Origin of the sequence: Bacillus sp. JS (assembly GCF_000259365.1) — a bacterium.
GTDB classification, from domain to species: Bacteria; Bacillota; Bacilli; order Bacillales; family Bacillaceae; genus Bacillus; species Bacillus stercoris.
The window spans coordinates 2669406-2685957 of the sequence record NC_017743.1; the positions used below are offsets into that span (position 1 = coordinate 2669406).

Consider the following 16552-nt stretch of genomic DNA (forward strand, 5'->3'; position numbering starts at 1 on the left):
AAATGAAAAAACTCCCGCTTACACGGGAGCATGTTTACAGCTGTTCTTCTTTCATAAAATCAAATGGTGTAATGCCTTCCATGCCAATGTTGGCGTCGTGTACGCTGAATGGGAGCTCTTTTTGGAGAGCCTCAAGCTCGGCATCCATTTCCTCAACCTGTACGGACAGCCTGTTTTTTAAGGAGGTCTGTCTGACAGTTGCATCATTATTTTTCACGCCCCACTCCAGCGCCTCCTCTTCCCCGCATAAAATGAGAAATTTCTTCGCTCTTGTAATCGCGGTATAAAGAAGGTTTCTTCTGAGCATTCTATAGTAGCCTTTCACAACAGGCAAAACCACAATCGGAAATTCACTTCCCTGCGATTTATGAATAGAACAGCAATACGCATGGGTAAATTGATTAAAATCTTTTTTCGTAAACGTCATTTCATTGCCATCAAAAGAAACGACGGCCATGTCTTCTTTTTCTGTATTTTCCTTTGCATAAAATATCGACGTAATTTCGCCAATATCTCCGTTGAATACATTGTTTTCCGGCTGATTGACAAGCTGCAAAATTTTATCTCCGGTTCTGTAGACAACATCCCCGAACTTCAATTCTCTCCGTTTTTCTTTAGGAGGATTTAAAATGTCCTGCAGCATCACATTCAACTCATTGATGCCAGCTTTTCCTCTGTACATCGGAGCGAGGACCTGAATGTCCTTTGCCGTATAGCCTTTTTTCAATGCATTGGCGACAACTTTTTCAACAACTTCTTTAATTTGCGAGCCTCCGCAGCGAATAAAGGATCGGTCCTTTGTGGGGGCAGTCAAATTGTTCGGCAGCAATCCATTTTTCATCTGGTGGGCAAGCTCGACGATTGATGACCCCTCAGCCTGGCGGTAGATGTCTGTCAGTCTCACCGTGGGAATCACCTGGGATGCCAGTAGGTCTCTCAGCACTTGGCCCGGACCTACAGAAGGCAACTGGTCTTCGTCTCCGACAATGATGATTTGGATATGATCAGGGATCGCCTTGAACAAATGATTCGCCAGCCATATATCAAGCATACTGGCTTCATCGATAATTAACAGCTTCCCTTCGATCGGCTGATCCTCTGTATGAGTAAAGCCTTCAGCACCGTTCCAGCCAAGCAGCCTGTGTATCGTGACTGCAGGAAGTCCCGTTGATTCACTCATTCGTTTTGCTGCTCTCCCTGTCGGAGCGGCCAAAACAATCGGAAAAGCTTCATCCTTTTTATAAGCTGACGGGTCTAGTGACACACCGTGAAGCTCTCCGTAGAGCTCGACAATCCCTCTGATAACCGTCGTTTTCCCTGTTCCTGGGCCGCCTGTTAAAAGAAGCATCGGCGAGGAAAGAGCTTTTTGAATCGCTTCTTTCTGGCTGGGGGCATACTGAACGTTCATCCGTTCTTCCAATTCCCCCAAAGCGAGCAAAAACTCTGATTCGGGAAACTGGTCATCATATTCAGTTTGGCTTGCGATATGTTTCACTCGCTTAGCAACATTTTGTTCAGCGTAAAACAGCGATGGAAAATAACAGCGTCCATCTTCTATGACAATGTCTTTATTTTCTCCAAGAGCAATAATCGCGTTAGCGGCATCCATTTCTGTGATGCGCTGATCTTCCTTTGCTGACTGGTTTAACAGTGATTGGGTATCGATGATCAGCTGCTCCGTTTCTATGTACGTGTGCCCCTCTGACAGACAAGTCGTTTCAAGCGTGTACAGAATCGCAGCTTTTACCCGCTCAGGATGATTACCCGAAAGACCCATTCTGCCGCCCAGCTCATCCGCTTTTCCAAACCCGATGCCTTCTACGTCCTTCACAAGCTGATAAGGATTTTCTTGAATCTTTTCAAGCGTCTCGGATTCATAGGCTTGATAGATTTTCATGGACAGCTGCGGGCCAAAGCCAAACTGGTTCAGGGAAATCATGATTTGCTCCAGCCCCTGATGCCGCTGCAAGGCACCGGCCAGCGTGTCTGCTTTCTTTTTTGAGAGCCTCGGAACATCATAAAGCACTGAAGCGTCAGCCAATATTTTGTTAATGGCGCTGTCGCCCAGCTTTTTCACAATTTCTTCAGCTGTTTTTTTGCCGATTCCCTCGAATAAATCACTCGATAAATATTGTATAATGCCTTCCTTAGTCGTCGGTATCTCTTTTTTGAAATGCTCCGCTTGAAATTGGAGCCCGAATTTCGGGTGTGTTACGATCTTTCCGTAAAACGTGTAGGTCTCTTCTTCTTGAAGCGCAGGGAAGTAGCCCGTCACGGATACGGCTTTATCTTCTATGGCTTCGGAGGTCTCTGTGACTTTCACTTTCAGAACCGTATATAAATTGGTGTCATTATGATAGATGACTGTGTTAACTGTCCCTTTTAAATAGGGCTCTTCCTCCAGTTTAAGCTGATCCGGATGCTGCTGCACGAGCTTTCCCTCCTCCTGTGCCTATTATGATGGGTCGATCAGTTTTTTAGCATGAAGCGCAAGCATATGATCTGGCTGGATATCGATCGCCTTGTCCAGCATTTCCAGCGCTTTTTCTCGGTTTTCTTTATAAGCATAAGCGACACCGGCATTATAAAATGCATCTGCATGCCCGGGATCTTGCTCTGTTACAGCTGAGAACTGGCTGAGCGCTTCGTCCAGCATGCCCTCATTGGCTAAGCACATCCCGAATTGAAAGCGTGCTTCCGTATCGTTTTCATTCAGCTCAACCGCTCTTTGTAAATATGGCAGTGCAAGCTTAGGCTGTTCGAGCTTGACAAGAACCGTTCCGAGCATGTAAAACAGGTCGCCGTTTTCCATCCCCGCACGAAGCGCTTTTTCAAACATGTCTTTCGCTTCTTTGTACATTTCTTTTACAACATAGACATTTCCTGCTCCATAATAAGCAGTGGCTGCGCTATTGTCTAATTCTAGCGCTTTATCATAAAACGCAAGCGCACGTTCCAGCTCGTTTACGGATGAAAGCAGGTTGGCAAAATTGATATACGGAATCGCGTCTTCTTTATTTTCTTCAATCGCTTTTGTAAATGCCTCTGCCGCTTTCTCGTAATCGCCTTCCTGCATCGCCTCTATACCGAGTTGATTATAATCCACCGATCATCTTCCTTTCACTAAAAAACCCCAACTCAGTGTTGAGGTTTCTCATCTTTTATACGTACCACAATTTTGTTCCGTCTTTGTACACATCATCAATTGTCCCGCCGCCAAGGCATTCTTCACCGTCATAGAAGACAACGGCTTGTCCCGGCGTTACAGCTCTGACTTGTTCATCAAAGATGACTTCCGCTTCACCTTCGCCAGTCATGCGCACCGTCACTTTATGATCTTCTTGGCGGTAACGGAATTTAGCCGTGCAGGAAATCTCTTCGCCCTTCATGATATCCGAACGTACCCAGCTGATATTTGTTGCTGTGATTTTGTCGGAATATAAAAGCGGGTTATGGAACCCTTGATCTACGTAGAGGATGTTCTTTTCAAGATCTTTCCCTACCGCAAACCACGGCTCGCCGCTTCCGCCGATGCCAAGGCCGTGACGCTGTCCGATCGTGTAGTACATCAACCCGTCGTGGCGGCCTTTAACTTCGCCGTCCATCGTCATCATATCGCCCGGCTGTGCAGGGAGATATTGGCTGAGAAACGTTTTAAAGTTACGCTCGCCGATAAAGCAGATGCCTGTACTGTCTTTTTTCGTCGCCGTTGCAAGTTCTGCTTCTTTGGCGATTTCACGCACACGGCTTTTTTGAAGTTCGCCGATCGGGAACATGACTTTGCTCAGCGTATCTTCTGTCAGCTGATTCAAGAAGTACGTTTGATCCTTGTTTTCATCAATGCCGCGCAGCATTCTGACTTTTCCGCCGCTTCTGTCTACTCTTGCATAGTGGCCAGTCGCCAAATAGTCGGCGCCAAGTGACAATGCGTGCTCCAAAAATGCCTTGAATTTAATTTCTTTGTTGCACAGTACATCCGGGTTTGGTGTTCTGCCTGCTTTATATTCATCAAGGAAGTATTGAAATACTTTCTCATAATATTGCTTTTCAAAGTTTACGGCATAATACGGGATTCCGATTTGGTTGCAGACGCGGATCACATCTTCATAATCCTCTGTCGCCGTGCAAAAACCGTTTTCGTCCGTGTCATCCCAGTTTTTCATAAAGATTCCGATTACATCATAGCCCTGTTCTTTTAACAGCAGGGCCGCCACAGATGAGTCTACTCCGCCGGACATGCCGACGACGACTCTTGTATCCTCCGGCCGTTTTTCCATTTCATTCACTCCAATAACTAAGCCGCCTTATTGTGTCAGTCGTTTGACAACGTCGGCCACATGTTTGGCAGCAGTTTTCACTTGCTCAGCCGTATTGCCGAGGCCGAAGCTGATTCGAATAGAGGACGTCAGCCTGTCACTCTCTTCTCCGAACATAGCAGTCAGAACATGTGACGGCAGGACTGAACCGGCCGTGCACGCTGAACCGCTTGAGACAGCGACACCCGCCATATCAAGATTGACCAGCAGCGCTTCCACTGACACACCGGGGAAATAAAGATTCAGAACATGCGGCAGACTATGCTCTTTGTCCCCGTTGATCTCGAATGCCACACCTGCATCTTTAAGCGTGTCGGCAAAGATTGCTTTAAACGATTGATACTTCTCGTTTTTTTCGTCCCGTTCTTCACTTGACAGCTTAATCGCTTCTTTCAGCCCGACAATGCCCGGAACATTTTCTGTTCCAGCACGGCGTTTTCTTTCTTGCTCTCCTCCGAATAATAGCGGTGAAAGCTTCACATCTTTACTCGCATATAAAAAGCCTGTCCCTTTTGGCCCGTTGAGCTTGTGCCCGGAAACAGACAGAAGATCAATATGGCTGTTTTTCACATCAATTGGCAGCAACCCGAACGCCTGAACAGCATCGGTATGAAAATACGCTTTGTGTTCCTTCAGCAGCTCACCGATTTCATCGATCGGCTGCACTGTTCCGACTTCATTATTTCCATACATCACTGTCACAAGGATTGTATCATCACGCAGTGCTTCTTTCACCTGTTTTGCACTGACTCTTCCATTTTGGTCAACGTCCAGATACGTTATGTCAAATCCGTCTTCCTCAAGTTTTTCACATGTGTGAAGCACAGCATGATGTTCAATTTTTGTCGTGATGATATGTCTGCCCAGATCTTTTCTTGCAAGCGCGGTTCCCATAATCGCCAAGTTATCAGCTTCCGTGCCCCCGCTTGTAAAAATGATCTCCTGCTCTGCCGCTCCGATTTCTGCTGCGATCTGCGCTCTTGCTTCATCCACCCATTTTCGAGATTCTCTGCCAAATGAGTGAATACTGGATGGATTACCGAAACTGCCTGAGAAATGCGGTATCATTTTTTCCAGCACGCGCTCATCCATCGGAGATGTTGCGGCATGATCTAAATAAATCCGTTCCATAATGTTTACACCTCTGATCTAAATATAGAACATATAAGCTTCTTGCTCTCCGTCTGTATAGCTGGCAAGATCCTCTAATGTTGTACTGTCTAAAACCTCTTTTACAGCGTCTCGGATGCGAATCCAAAGTTCACGCTTGGCAGGCTCCTCATCTTCCAGCACTTCAACAGGGCTGATCGGCCCCTCTAGCACACGGATAATATCTCCCGCCGTAATGGCATCCGGCTCACTGCCTAATACATATCCGCCATATGCGCCTCTGATGCTTTTCACTAAACCGGCATTACGGAGCGGCGATACCAGCTGCTCCAAATAATGCTCGGACAAATTATTCGTCTGTGCGATGCTTTTTAATGAAGTCGGGCCCTCACCATGCTTTTTTGCAAGCTCGATCATAATGGTGAGCCCGTATCTTCCCTTAGTTGATATTTTCAACATGAACACCTCTGTTATTTCATGATTTTTCACATTTATAATGGTAATTTCTATATGTTTCGTCCGTTTATTATCTAATAGACCAACTGTTATTATAACATACCTTCAGCGAATTTTCATTGAGGCAAAAGGAAACGGGCCTTTCCCCTTTTCTAATGTACGGTTTTCCGTTACCCTGTAATTAAGTAAGGAGAGATGATAGATGAAGCCATTGGCATATCGAATGCGTCCGACAAAAATAGAGGATATTATCGGCCAGCAGCATCTGGTGGCCGAAGATAAAATTATCGGCAGAATGGTCCAGGCAAAACATTTGTCATCCATGATTTTGTACGGGCCGCCCGGAATTGGAAAAACATCAATCGCCACAGCAATCGCCGGTTCAACAAGTATTGCTTTTCGAAAGCTGAATGCTGTCATTAACAATAAAAAAGATATGGAAATCGTCGCCCAAGAAGCCAAAATGTCCGGCCAAGTGATTTTGATTCTGGATGAAGTCCACAGGCTGGATAAAGGAAAACAAGATTTTCTATTGCCCTATTTAGAAAATGGGATGATCATTTTGATCGGAGCAACTACGGCTAACCCGTATCATGCCATTAATCCGGCGATCAGAAGCCGGACCCAGATTTTTGAGCTTGAGCCGTTAACACCTGAACTGATCAAACAAGCGCTGGAAAGGGCCCTTCATGATGAACATCGAGGCCTTGGCACATATTCTGTATCCATTGATGATCAGGCGATGGAGCATTTTGCTCACGGATGCGGAGGAGATGTCCGCTCCGCTTTAAATGCACTTGAGCTGGCCGTGTTGTCAACGAAGGAGTCAGCAGACGGTGTGATTCATATTACATTAGACACTGCGGAAGAATGTCTGCAGAAAAAGAGCTTTTCTCACGATAAAGATGGTGACGCGCATTATGATGTGCTGTCCGCTTTTCAAAAATCGATCCGCGGCTCTGATGCCAACGCTGCTCTTCACTATTTGGCAAGATTAATTGAAGCCGGTGATCTGGAGAGCATCGCAAGACGCCTGCTCGTCATCGCCTATGAAGATATCGGCTTAGCAAGCCCGCAAGCCGGTCCGAGAGTGCTGCACGCTATTCAGACCGCTGAGCGAGTCGGTTTTCCCGAAGCGCGAATCCCGCTGGCCAACGCAGTCATTGAGCTTTGCCTCTCACCGAAATCAAACTCAGCCATTCTGGCAATTGATGAGGCTCTGGCTGATATCAGAGCCGGAAAAATCGGTGATGTACCGAAGCATTTAAAGGACGCGCATTATAAAGGAGCTCAGGAATTAGGAAGAGGAATCGACTATAAATACCCGCACAATTACGACAATGGATGGGTCGAACAGCAATATCTCCCTGATCCTTTAAAGAATAAGCAATACTACAAGCCGAAACAGACAGGAAAGTTCGAATCCGCCTTAAAGCAGGTGTACGACAAATTAATGAAAAGAAAATAAAACAAAAACAGCCTTGCTCTTCAAGGCTGTTTTTATGCGTTATTTATCCTTTACGCGTTTGATTTCAATGTCTTTCAAAAGATCCATGACAACATGTCCGCCCATAATCAAGCCTGCGACTGACGGCACAAACGCATTAGAGGATGGCGGCATTTTCGCTTTACGGATTTTCGCTTCGTCATTTCCCACTTCTTTTCTGACATCTTCCCGAATGACAATCGGGCTTTCATCAGAAAAAATCACTTGAACGCCTTTTTTGATGCCCTCTTTGCGTAATCTCGTACGGACGACCTTCGCAATTGGATCAGTGTGCGTTTTTGAAATATCTGCGATTTGGAAGCGTGTCGGGTCCGTTTTGTTCGCGGCACCCATGCTGGAAATGAGCGGAATATCCCGTTTCAGACATTCTTTCATTAAATGGATTTTATAATGAATCGTGTCTGACGCGTCAATGACATAGTCGAGATTATAGTCAAAAAATTGCTCGTACGTTTCTTCCGTATAGAACATTTTTAACGCGATCACTTCGCACTCCGGGTTAATGTCAGCGATCCGCTCCTTCATTAAATCAACTTTCGGCTGTCCGACAGTTGAAAGCAGCGCGTGAAGCTGACGGTTTACATTTGTAATGTCCACATCATCTTTGTCGACAAGCAGAATGCGGCCGACGCCTGACCGCGCGAGCGCTTCCGCCGCGAACGACCCGACTCCGCCAACCCCAAGTACAGCCACCGTGCTGTTTTTCAGCGTTTCAAGGCCTTCTTTTCCGATAGCTAATTCATTGCGTGAAAACTGGTGTAACAAGAACCTCACTCCACATTCGTATTCTGGTTTCATCTATAAAATGGCTGATTCATGAGCAGCCGTTTTTCTGCGCACAAAAAATAAAGTCCCAATAGTGCCGTTGCAGCTTTCCTTTGTTTTGAACCCGCTCTCAGCAGGTGGGTGCCCTCTTTTAAATCTTGTAAGTCCTCTTTACCGAATGAAAAGAGGCATGTACGCCATTTAAAAATGCGGGCTCCCAAATCAAAAAAATGTTCGGTCAAAACTAGGTGTACAACTAACACATCAGGACTTTATTTAACTTGTCAAAATCATATCACAGACGATTTTGATTTTCAAGAATCGAACTGCACATTCAGTTCTTAACTTTTTTCTTGATAGAAAGATGAAGCTCATCAAGCTGAGCATCGCTTACTTCGCCTGGCGCTTCTGTCATCAAGCAGCTTGCGCTTGCCGTTTTCGGAAATGCAATCGTATCTCTCAGGTTCGTACGTCCAGCTAGAAGCATAACGAGACGGTCTAAGCCGAGTGCGATTCCGCCGTGCGGAGGAGCGCCGTATTCAAATGCTTCCAGCAGGAATCCGAACTGTTCAGCCGCTTCTTCTGGTGAGAAGCCGAGAAGCGCAAACATTTTTTCCTGAATATCCTTTTCGAAAATACGGATTGAACCGCCGCCAAGCTCATAGCCGTTTAAAACGAGGTCATAGGCTTGTGCTTTCATGTCTTCAGGCGCTGTTTCAATCAGCTCAAGATCTTCGCGGACAGGCATTGTGAACGGATGGTGCGCTGCGTAAAAACGGCCTTCTTCCGGATCATGCTCTAATAGCGGCCAGTCGATGACCCATAAGAAATTGAACAATTTTTCGTCAATCAGTCCGCGTTCTTTCCCAAGCTTTAAGCGCAGGGCGCCGAGTGATGCGGCCACAACTTCGAATTGATCCGCTCCGAACAGCAGCAAATCACCTTCAGCAGCATCAAGTGCTTCAATCAGCTTAGACTGCTTTTCTTCATCAAAGAATTTAGCGATCGGGCCTTTCACTCCGTCTGCCTCAACTTTCACCCAGGCAAGCCCTTTTGCCCCGTAGTTTGCAGCAAAAGCGCCAAGAGCGTCGATGTCTTTTCGGGAGTAGTCGCCAGCACCGTCTTTTACGTTGATGGCTTTGACCACGCCGCCGTTTGCTACAGCTGATGAGAACACTTTAAATTCCGTATCCTTTACAATGTCAGACACATCCGTCAATAGCATGTTAAAACGCGTATCCGGTTTATCAGAACCGTACTTGTTCATTGCTTCGTCATACGTCATTCGAGGGAGAGGAAGCTTAAGTTCCACACCTTTTGTTTCACGCATAACCTTTGCCATCATCTCCTCAGCCAATGACATAATGTCTTCCTGGCTCATAAAGGACATTTCAATATCAATTTGCGTAAACTCAGGCTGGCGGTCCGCGCGCAAGTCTTCATCGCGGAAACAGCGGGCAATTTGATAATATCGTTCAATGCCTGATACCATCAGAAGCTGTTTAAATAGCTGCGGGGACTGCGGCAGCGCGTAGAACTCACCTTCATGCACACGGCTCGGCACCAAGTAGTCACGTGCGCCTTCAGGCGTGCTTCCTGTTAAAATCGGCGTTTCAATATCAAGAAACCCGTTTTCATCTAAAAAGCTGCGAACAGCTTTCGTCACGTTATGGCGCAGCTGCATCGTCTGGAACATAGCCGGTCTGCGTAAATCTAAGTAACGGTGTTTTAAACGAACGTCCTCTGATACCTCTTCTGCTTGATCAGAAATCGCAAATGGAGGTGTCTTTGCAGCATTTAATACGTTCACTCCATCAGCATGAATTTCGATCGCGCCTGTTTTCAAATTCGGATTAACTGTTCCCTCTTCACGCGCCACCACTTTCCCTTGAATATCAAGCACGTATTCATTTCTGATGCCTTCCGCAATAGCAAGCGCTTCTTTTGACACATCTGGGTTAAAAACGACTTGAACAATTCCCGTACGGTCACGCAAGTCAATAAAAATCAATCCGCCGAGGTCCCGTCTTTTTTGGACCCAGCCTTTCAGCGTTACAGATTCACCGATTGCTTGTTCAGTTATTTCACCGCAATAATATGTTCTACCAAACAATGTGTTCCACTCCTTATCCCTTTTGGTTTGCCTTCATTACATGTATAAATTCATCAAGTGCCACTTCAATCTGTTCGCCCGTCTGTGCATCCTTTACATTGATTTTGTTTTGGGCCAGCTCATCTTCACCCAAAATCGCAATAAATCTCGCATTCAAGCGGTCAGCTGTCTTAAACTGGCCTTTCATTTTCTTATTTTCATAATCGATTTCACTGGAAATGCCTGCTTCTCTCAGTTTGTACACCAATGAAACAGAATAATCCTTTGCTTTTTCGCCGAGTGTGACGATATAGCAGTCGATTCCCTTATCAACAGGCAGCTCTCTTTTTTCAGCATCAATTGCGGCAAGCAGGCGTTCGATGCTCATCGCAAATCCGATGCCCGGCGCTTCAGGTCCGCCGATCTGTTCGACAAGCCCGTCGTAGCGTCCGCCGCCGGCAAGTGTCGTAATCGCGCCGAAGCCCTCCGCATCGCTCATAATTTCAAATGCGGTGTGGTTGTAATAGTCCAGCCCCCTCACAAGGTTCGGATCAATTTCATACGAAATGCCAAGATCGCTTAAGTATTGTTTCACTTTCTCAAAATAAGCGGCAGATTCTTCATTTAAATATGTCAAAATCGAAGGTGCCGATTTCATCAGCTCATGATCACGGTCTTTTTTGCAATCCAAAATTCTAAGCGGATTTGTGTGCAGCCGTGACTGGCAGTCTGAACAAAATTCTTCGATGCGCGGCTCGAAGTGTTTCACGAGCGCTTCTCTGTAGCTTTTGCGGCTAGCTTGATCGCCGAGGCTGTTTATGACAAGCTTAACGTTTTCTAAACCTGCTTTTTCATAAATACTCATCGCAAGCGCCATCACTTCAGCGTCGATTGCTGGGTCTTTCGAGCCAATCGCTTCAATTCCAAACTGATAAAACTGGCGGTAACGGCCCGTCTGAGGACGTTCATAACGGAACATCGGCCCTACATAATAAAGCTTTGTCGGCTGTACAGGATTTGCGAACAGCTTGTTTTCATTAAAAGCGCGAACCGCAGCAGCTGTTCCCTCCGGACGAAGCGTCAGGCTTCTGCCTTTGCGGTCCTCGAAGGTATACATTTCTTTTTGTACGATATCTGTTGATTCTCCGACACCTCTGGCAAACAGTTCTGTATGCTCAAAAATCGGTGTGCGGATTTCTTTATATTGATAAGTGCGGCAAGTGTCTCTCATAATTTGTTCAACAAACTGCCAGCGATCTGATTCTCCAGGCAGAATATCCTGTGTTCCTCTTGGAATGTTATATCCCATAAGTAGACCTCCTTATGTATTCCTTTTAAAATATACAATTGTCGTTCATGATGAAAATGAAAAAAACTCCCGCCCCTACTATACATGATAGTAGGGACGAGAGTTATACCCGTGGTGCCACCCTAGTTGGAATATGTTCATATTCCCGCTCGATCCTTTAACGCAGGTTCACGTTCGCTGCCTAATGGCGTTATTCACGCGTTCAGCAGGAAACCTCCGGAGTGTTGTTTCGAGAAAGACGCAATGGGATCCGCTTTCAGCCTGGGGCGGGTTCCTCTCTAGCCATGCAATCTGACCTACTCTTCTCCATTATTGGTTCAAATCTTTCATCATTTGCTATGTACTCAATTTCTATTATAATAATGGGATTGGGGTTCTCTGTCAAGCTTTATTCCGGTTGTTTTTCCTCAGCGCTGCTTCTTTGGACATAAGACCAAATTCAGATGCTGTTTCCGTTAGATAACCAGTCGTATCGGGATCTGCGTGATCGCTGTAATGCAGATTTGCTTCACCGTCTTGAAATGCCCGTCCCATTTTTGGATGATATTTCATGATTTGCACACCTTTTTGATTGTATTTACGCTTAGTATAAACAAATCATTTTATTTTTATTTAAAAATCAGAAAGGACTTTACGATATTAAACAAGAATGCTTTTTTAATGATCATCTGAAAGGAGGACACAATGAGCAAGAAATACTTTGTCCTTATTGTATGTATTATTTTCACCGGAGCGCTTTTCCCGACATTTTCATCCGTTACAGCCGCTCAAGGAGAAGCAGTCATCGCAACAAATGAAATGAACGTCAGAAGCGGCCCGGGGCTTAGCTACGGCATTACAGCGGAAGTAAAAAAGGGAGAACGCTATCCCATTTTAAAGGAAGATGGGGACTGGGTGCAGATCCAGCTTGGTTCCGGAGAAAAGGGCTGGGTAGTCTCCTGGCTAATTACAAAGGAAAACCAGGCCAGCACAAGCTCTTCAGGAAGCAGTGACACTGTGACATCAACAGACCCCGATCTGCGGATGAGAACCGGCCCGGGTACTTCATACGAAGTCATCGGCAAATTCCCGCAAGGCAGCCAAGCATCTGTCATTGATAAAGATTCGGGCTGGATCAAGATTTCCTATCAAAATGCCACCGGATGGGTGTCATCTGAGTATGTCACGTCAGGAGGCAGCAGTTCAGCATCTAATGAGAGTGACCAAACCGAGGATTCCGGTGCGTCAACCACGGGCACAGTCGGTGTTTCTTCACTAAATGTAAGAGCCTCCGCCTCACATGACGCGGCAATTATAACAAAACTTGACCGCGGAACGATACTGACGGTTCTCAACGAGAAAAATGGCTGGGCTCACATTGAGGTGAATGGGCTGAAAGGCTGGGTTGCAAGCCATTACCTTTTGACTAATTCTGATCCAGCTGAGAATTCGGCAAATGCAGGCAGTTCGTCCTCCGCTAAAAAAGCCTATATTATGTACGGAGGAACGAATCTAAGAAGCGATGCGTCAACATCAGCTTCGATCGTTGAGCGTGCTGCCAAAGGAGATTCATACGCCATTACCGGTTCAAAGGGAAACTGGTATGAAATCAAACTTGATAACGGGCAGACTGCTTATGTAGCCAATTGGGTAGTCCAAACATCTAAAAGCGCAGAAGAAGCAGGTGAACCGCCAGTCTCTGATTCTCCGTCTGGAAACGGCTCTCTCAACAATAAAACGATTATTGTTGACCCGGGACACGGTGGAAAAGACAGCGGAACAATCGGGTATTCGGGGAAATTCGAGAAAAACCTGACGATCAAAACGGCAAAACTGCTCGCCAGCAAACTTAGATCGGCTGGGGCAGATGTGTATGTGACACGCCAGGATGATACCTTTGTCAGCCTGCAGTCACGGGTCTCCACGTCTCACTATCGCAACGCTGACGCCTTTATCAGCATTCACTATGACAGCTATGCGGATACCTCCACAAGAGGCAGTACTGCTTACTACTACAGCCCTGCCAAAGATCAGGAACTCGCATCAGATGTCCACTCTGAAGTGGTAAAGCGGTCTTCCATTCCAGACCGCGGCGTATTATTCGGGGATTATTATGTGCTCCGGGAAAACAGACAGCCCGCTATGCTGTATGAGCTGGGATATGTAAGCCATCCGCAGGAAGAAGCCATTGTACATAGCAATTCATACCAAGAAAAAGTAACAGATGGGATCGAAAGCGGATTAGAGAAATACTTCCAATAAAAAAAGCTGCCTCTTGGCAGCTTTTTTTATTTTGAATCCATTATAAGCGTGACCGGTCCGGAATTTGTAAGCTGAACATCCATCATGGCTCCAAACGTTCCGGTCTCTACTTTGATTCCTTTTTCACGAAGCAGGTCATTCCATTTTTCATAAAGGCCTAAAGCTTTATCAGGTTTGGCCGCATTCATGTAGTTCGGCCGGCGCCCTTTTTTCGTATCTCCATAAAGCGTAAACTGTGAGACAGATAAAATTTCTCCTCCTATATCTAAAAGAGACAGATTCATTTTTCCTACACTGTCATCGAAAATACGGAGATTGACAACTTTATCGGCTAAATAAGCTGCATCCTCTTCTGTGTCATCGTGAGTGATGCCGACCAGCACCATGAGGCCTTGTCCAATTTTGCCGACGACCTCTTCGTCCACTGTAACGCTTGCTTCTGTTACTCGCTGAACAACTAATCTCATTTTCTAACCCCTTTAGTTCATGACGCGGCGCACAGAGTAGATATCTCTAATCTGTTTAATACGCTCGACGACTTTGTGCAAGTGATTGATGTTCTGAATAAAAATCGCCATATGAATGGTTGCCACTTTATTGCGATCCGATTTGCCAGAGACAGATGAAATATTTGTTTTTGTTTCGTTCACTGCCTGAAGCACCTCGTTCAGCAATCCGCGACGGTCGTACCCAAGAATCTCTATCTCAACATTGTATTCCTTGCGCTTTTGAACCTGTGACTCATGTTCCCACTCTACCGGGATCAGCCGCTCTTGGGCTTCATTCGTTTTGACATTCGGACAATCTTCGCGATGGACCGAAACCCCTCTGCCTTTTGTGATAAAGCCGACAATATCATCACCCGGCACAGGATTGCAGCATTTTGATAAACGGACAAGGAGGTTGTCGATGCCCTTGACGCGAACACCAGCTTCCCGTTTTCTTCCTTGAGGGTATGGCTTAGGTTCCCCGGTGACTTCCTGAACGATCTTTTCCTGTTCTTCCTGATCGCGCTGTTTTCTCTCTTTTTCTGTTAGGCGGTTTGCCACCTGGAGAGCTGTAATGCCGTTGTAGCCGACCGCTGCGTACATATCTTCTTCATTTGAGAAATTAAATTTGTCAGCAACTTTTTGAATATTCTCCGGTGTTAAGACATCCTTCAATTCAAAATCCAGGTTTTTTATTTCTTTTTCGACCAGTTCACGGCCTTTTTCGACATTTTCTTCACGTCGCTGTTTCTTAAAGAATTGACGGATCTTATGCTTCGCTTGGGATGTTTGGGCAAGCTTCACCCAATCCTGGCTCGGACCATAGGAATGCTTAGAAGTGAGAATTTCAACGATATCACCTGTCCGAAGCTTATGGTCAAGCGTAACCATTTTTCCGTTCACTTTGGCACCGATTGTTTTATTGCCGATTTCAGAGTGAATCCGGTAAGAAAAATCAATCGGAACAGAACCGGACGGAAGCTCGATTACATCTCCTTTTGGCGTAAAGACATACACCATGTCAGAAAACAAATCAATTTTGAGCGATTCCATAAATTCTTCTGCATCTGTCGATTCATTTTGAAATTCTAAAATTTCACGGAACCAAGAAAGCTTTTTCTCAAAGGTTGCGCCTTCATTGGCTGCTTTCCCTTCTTTATAAGCCCAGTGAGCCGCAACCCCGTATTCAGCGATTTCATGCATTTCGAAGGTGCGGATCTGCACTTCCAGCGGATCGCCTTTAGGGCCGATAACCGTTGTATGAAGCGATTGATACATATTCGGCTTCGGCATTGCGATATAATCTTTGAATCTTCCGGGCATCGGTTTCCAGCATGTGTGAATGATGCCGAGCACCGCGTAGCAGTCCTTTATGCTATTCACAAGAATACGGACAGCCAGCAAATCGTAAATTTCATTAAATTGCTTATTTTGCAGCACCATTTTTCGATAAATGCTGTAAATATGTTTCGGACGTCCCGAGAAGTCAGCCTTGATATTCACTTCTTCGACACGTTTCTTCACTTCATTGACAACCTCATCGACATAGAGCTCACGTTCTGCGCGTTTCTTCTTCATGAGGTTGACAATTCTGTAATATTGCTGAGGATTCAAATAACGGAGCGCCGTATCTTCCAATTCCCATTTAATTTTTGAAATCCCGAGACGATGCGCCAAAGGAGCAAAAATTTCCAGCGTTTCATTGGAGATTCTTCGCTGTTTTTCTTGAGGCAGATGTTTCAGTGTCCGCATATTGTGAAGACGATCCGCCAGCTTGATCAATATGACCCTGATATCTTGAGCCATAGCGACAAACATTTTGCGATGATTTTCCGCCTGCTGTTCCTCTTGAGATTTATATTTAATTTTGCCGAGTTTTGTTACGCCGTCTACAAGCATTGCCACTTCTTCGGAAAATGCTTCTTTCAGGTCATCGAGCGTCACATCTGTATCTTCCACCACATCGTGCAAAAATCCGCCCGCAATTGTGGAAGGGTCCATTTCAAGATCGACGAGAATCCCCGCAACCTGAATCGGATGAATAATATATGGCTCGCCCGATTTGCGGTATTGCTCGCGGTGAGCATCTTCAGCGTACAGATATGCTTTTTCGACAAATGCGATATGCTCATCAGATAGATAGCTTCGCGCTTTATCAATAACTTGCTCGGCAGTCAATACTTGTTCGTTCGCCATGGAATCACCTTTTTTAAAATGTAAACTGTATTGTAGTTTATTATCAAGAAAAAAACGAAAGATGTAAAGAGC

Annotated in this window: 13 protein-coding genes, 1 other RNA gene and 1 other annotated feature; of the genes, 2 read left to right on the top strand and 12 right to left on the bottom strand. The window is 45.6% G+C overall.

Going from position 1 to position 16552, the window contains the following annotated elements:
- Positions 1-34: 34 nt before the first annotated feature.
- The 5 genes from recD2 to cymR form a co-directional block, all read right to left on the bottom strand.
- The gene (recD2, locus tag MY9_RS13585) at positions 35-2431 is read right to left on the bottom strand and encodes an SF1B family DNA helicase RecD2 (RefSeq protein WP_014664799.1); all 2397 of its coding nucleotides are present in this window, start codon (positions 2429-2431) and stop codon (positions 35-37) included.
- 24 nt (positions 2432-2455) lie between these two features.
- Positions 2456-3076, bottom strand: coding sequence for a tetratricopeptide repeat protein (locus tag MY9_RS13590; protein ID WP_206696623.1), 621 nt, complete (start codon positions 3074-3076; stop codon positions 2456-2458).
- Positions 3077-3161: 85 nt separating this feature from the next.
- The gene (mnmA, locus tag MY9_RS13595; RefSeq protein WP_004398509.1) at positions 3162-4277 is read right to left on the bottom strand and encodes a tRNA 2-thiouridine(34) synthase MnmA; all 1116 of its coding nucleotides are present in this window, start codon (positions 4275-4277) and stop codon (positions 3162-3164) included.
- Positions 4278-4304: 27 nt separating this feature from the next.
- Positions 4305-5447 (bottom strand): cysteine desulfurase family protein, encoded by a 1143-nt coding sequence (locus MY9_RS13600; protein WP_014664801.1) that lies wholly within the window; start codon positions 5445-5447, stop codon positions 4305-4307.
- A gap of 18 nt (positions 5448-5465) precedes the next feature.
- On the bottom strand, positions 5466-5882 hold the full coding sequence (cymR, locus tag MY9_RS13605; RefSeq protein ID WP_003225879.1) for a cysteine metabolism transcriptional regulator CymR: 417 nt from the start codon (positions 5880-5882) through the stop codon (positions 5466-5468).
- 202 nt (positions 5883-6084) lie between these two features.
- Between cymR and MY9_RS13610 the strand changes: the two genes are divergently transcribed.
- Complete coding sequence (locus MY9_RS13610; protein WP_014664802.1) at positions 6085-7350, top strand: replication-associated recombination protein A; 1266 nt, start codon at positions 6085-6087, stop codon at positions 7348-7350.
- A 39-nt stretch (positions 7351-7389) separates the two neighbouring features.
- On the opposite strand, the gene MY9_RS13615 is transcribed toward MY9_RS13610, so the two are convergent.
- The 5 genes from MY9_RS13615 to MY9_RS13635 all read right to left on the bottom strand — a co-directional run bounded on the left by MY9_RS13615 (position 7390) and on the right by MY9_RS13635 (position 12107).
- On the bottom strand, positions 7390-8154 hold the full coding sequence (locus tag MY9_RS13615) for a tRNA threonylcarbamoyladenosine dehydratase (protein WP_014664803.1): 765 nt from the start codon (positions 8152-8154) through the stop codon (positions 7390-7392).
- Positions 8155-8235: 81 nt separating this feature from the next.
- A non-coding RNA gene (ssrS, locus tag MY9_RS13620) (6S RNA) lies at positions 8236-8428 on the bottom strand.
- 60 nt (positions 8429-8488) lie between these two features.
- Entirely contained in the window at positions 8489-10267 is a 1779-nt protein-coding gene (gene aspS, locus MY9_RS13625; protein ID WP_014664805.1) for an aspartate--tRNA ligase, read from the bottom strand.
- Positions 10268-10280: 13 nt separating this feature from the next.
- The gene (gene hisS, locus MY9_RS13630; protein WP_014664806.1) at positions 10281-11555 is read right to left on the bottom strand and encodes a histidine--tRNA ligase; all 1275 of its coding nucleotides are present in this window, start codon (positions 11553-11555) and stop codon (positions 10281-10283) included.
- 89 nt (positions 11556-11644) lie between these two features.
- Positions 11645-11877 (bottom strand) — a binding site (T-box leader).
- 59 nt (positions 11878-11936) lie between these two features.
- Positions 11937-12107 (bottom strand): YrzK family protein, encoded by a 171-nt coding sequence (locus MY9_RS13635; RefSeq protein ID WP_014664807.1) that lies wholly within the window; start codon positions 12105-12107, stop codon positions 11937-11939.
- A gap of 132 nt (positions 12108-12239) precedes the next feature.
- On the opposite strand from MY9_RS13635, the gene MY9_RS13640 reads away from it, so the two are divergent.
- The gene (locus tag MY9_RS13640; protein ID WP_014664809.1) at positions 12240-13796 is read left to right on the top strand and encodes an SH3 domain-containing protein; all 1557 of its coding nucleotides are present in this window, start codon (positions 12240-12242) and stop codon (positions 13794-13796) included.
- Positions 13797-13822: 26 nt separating this feature from the next.
- On the opposite strand, the gene dtd is transcribed toward MY9_RS13640, so the two are convergent.
- Positions 13823-14263 carry a D-aminoacyl-tRNA deacylase gene (dtd, locus tag MY9_RS13645; protein WP_014664810.1) on the bottom strand — a complete coding sequence of 147 codons (441 nt, stop codon included), beginning with the start codon at positions 14261-14263 and terminating at the stop codon, positions 13823-13825.
- Positions 14264-14275: 12 nt separating this feature from the next.
- Positions 14276-16480 carry a GTP diphosphokinase gene (relA, locus tag MY9_RS13650; RefSeq protein ID WP_003229747.1) on the bottom strand — a complete coding sequence of 735 codons (2205 nt, stop codon included), beginning with the start codon at positions 16478-16480 and terminating at the stop codon, positions 14276-14278.
- Between the last annotated feature and the right edge of the window lie 72 nt (positions 16481-16552).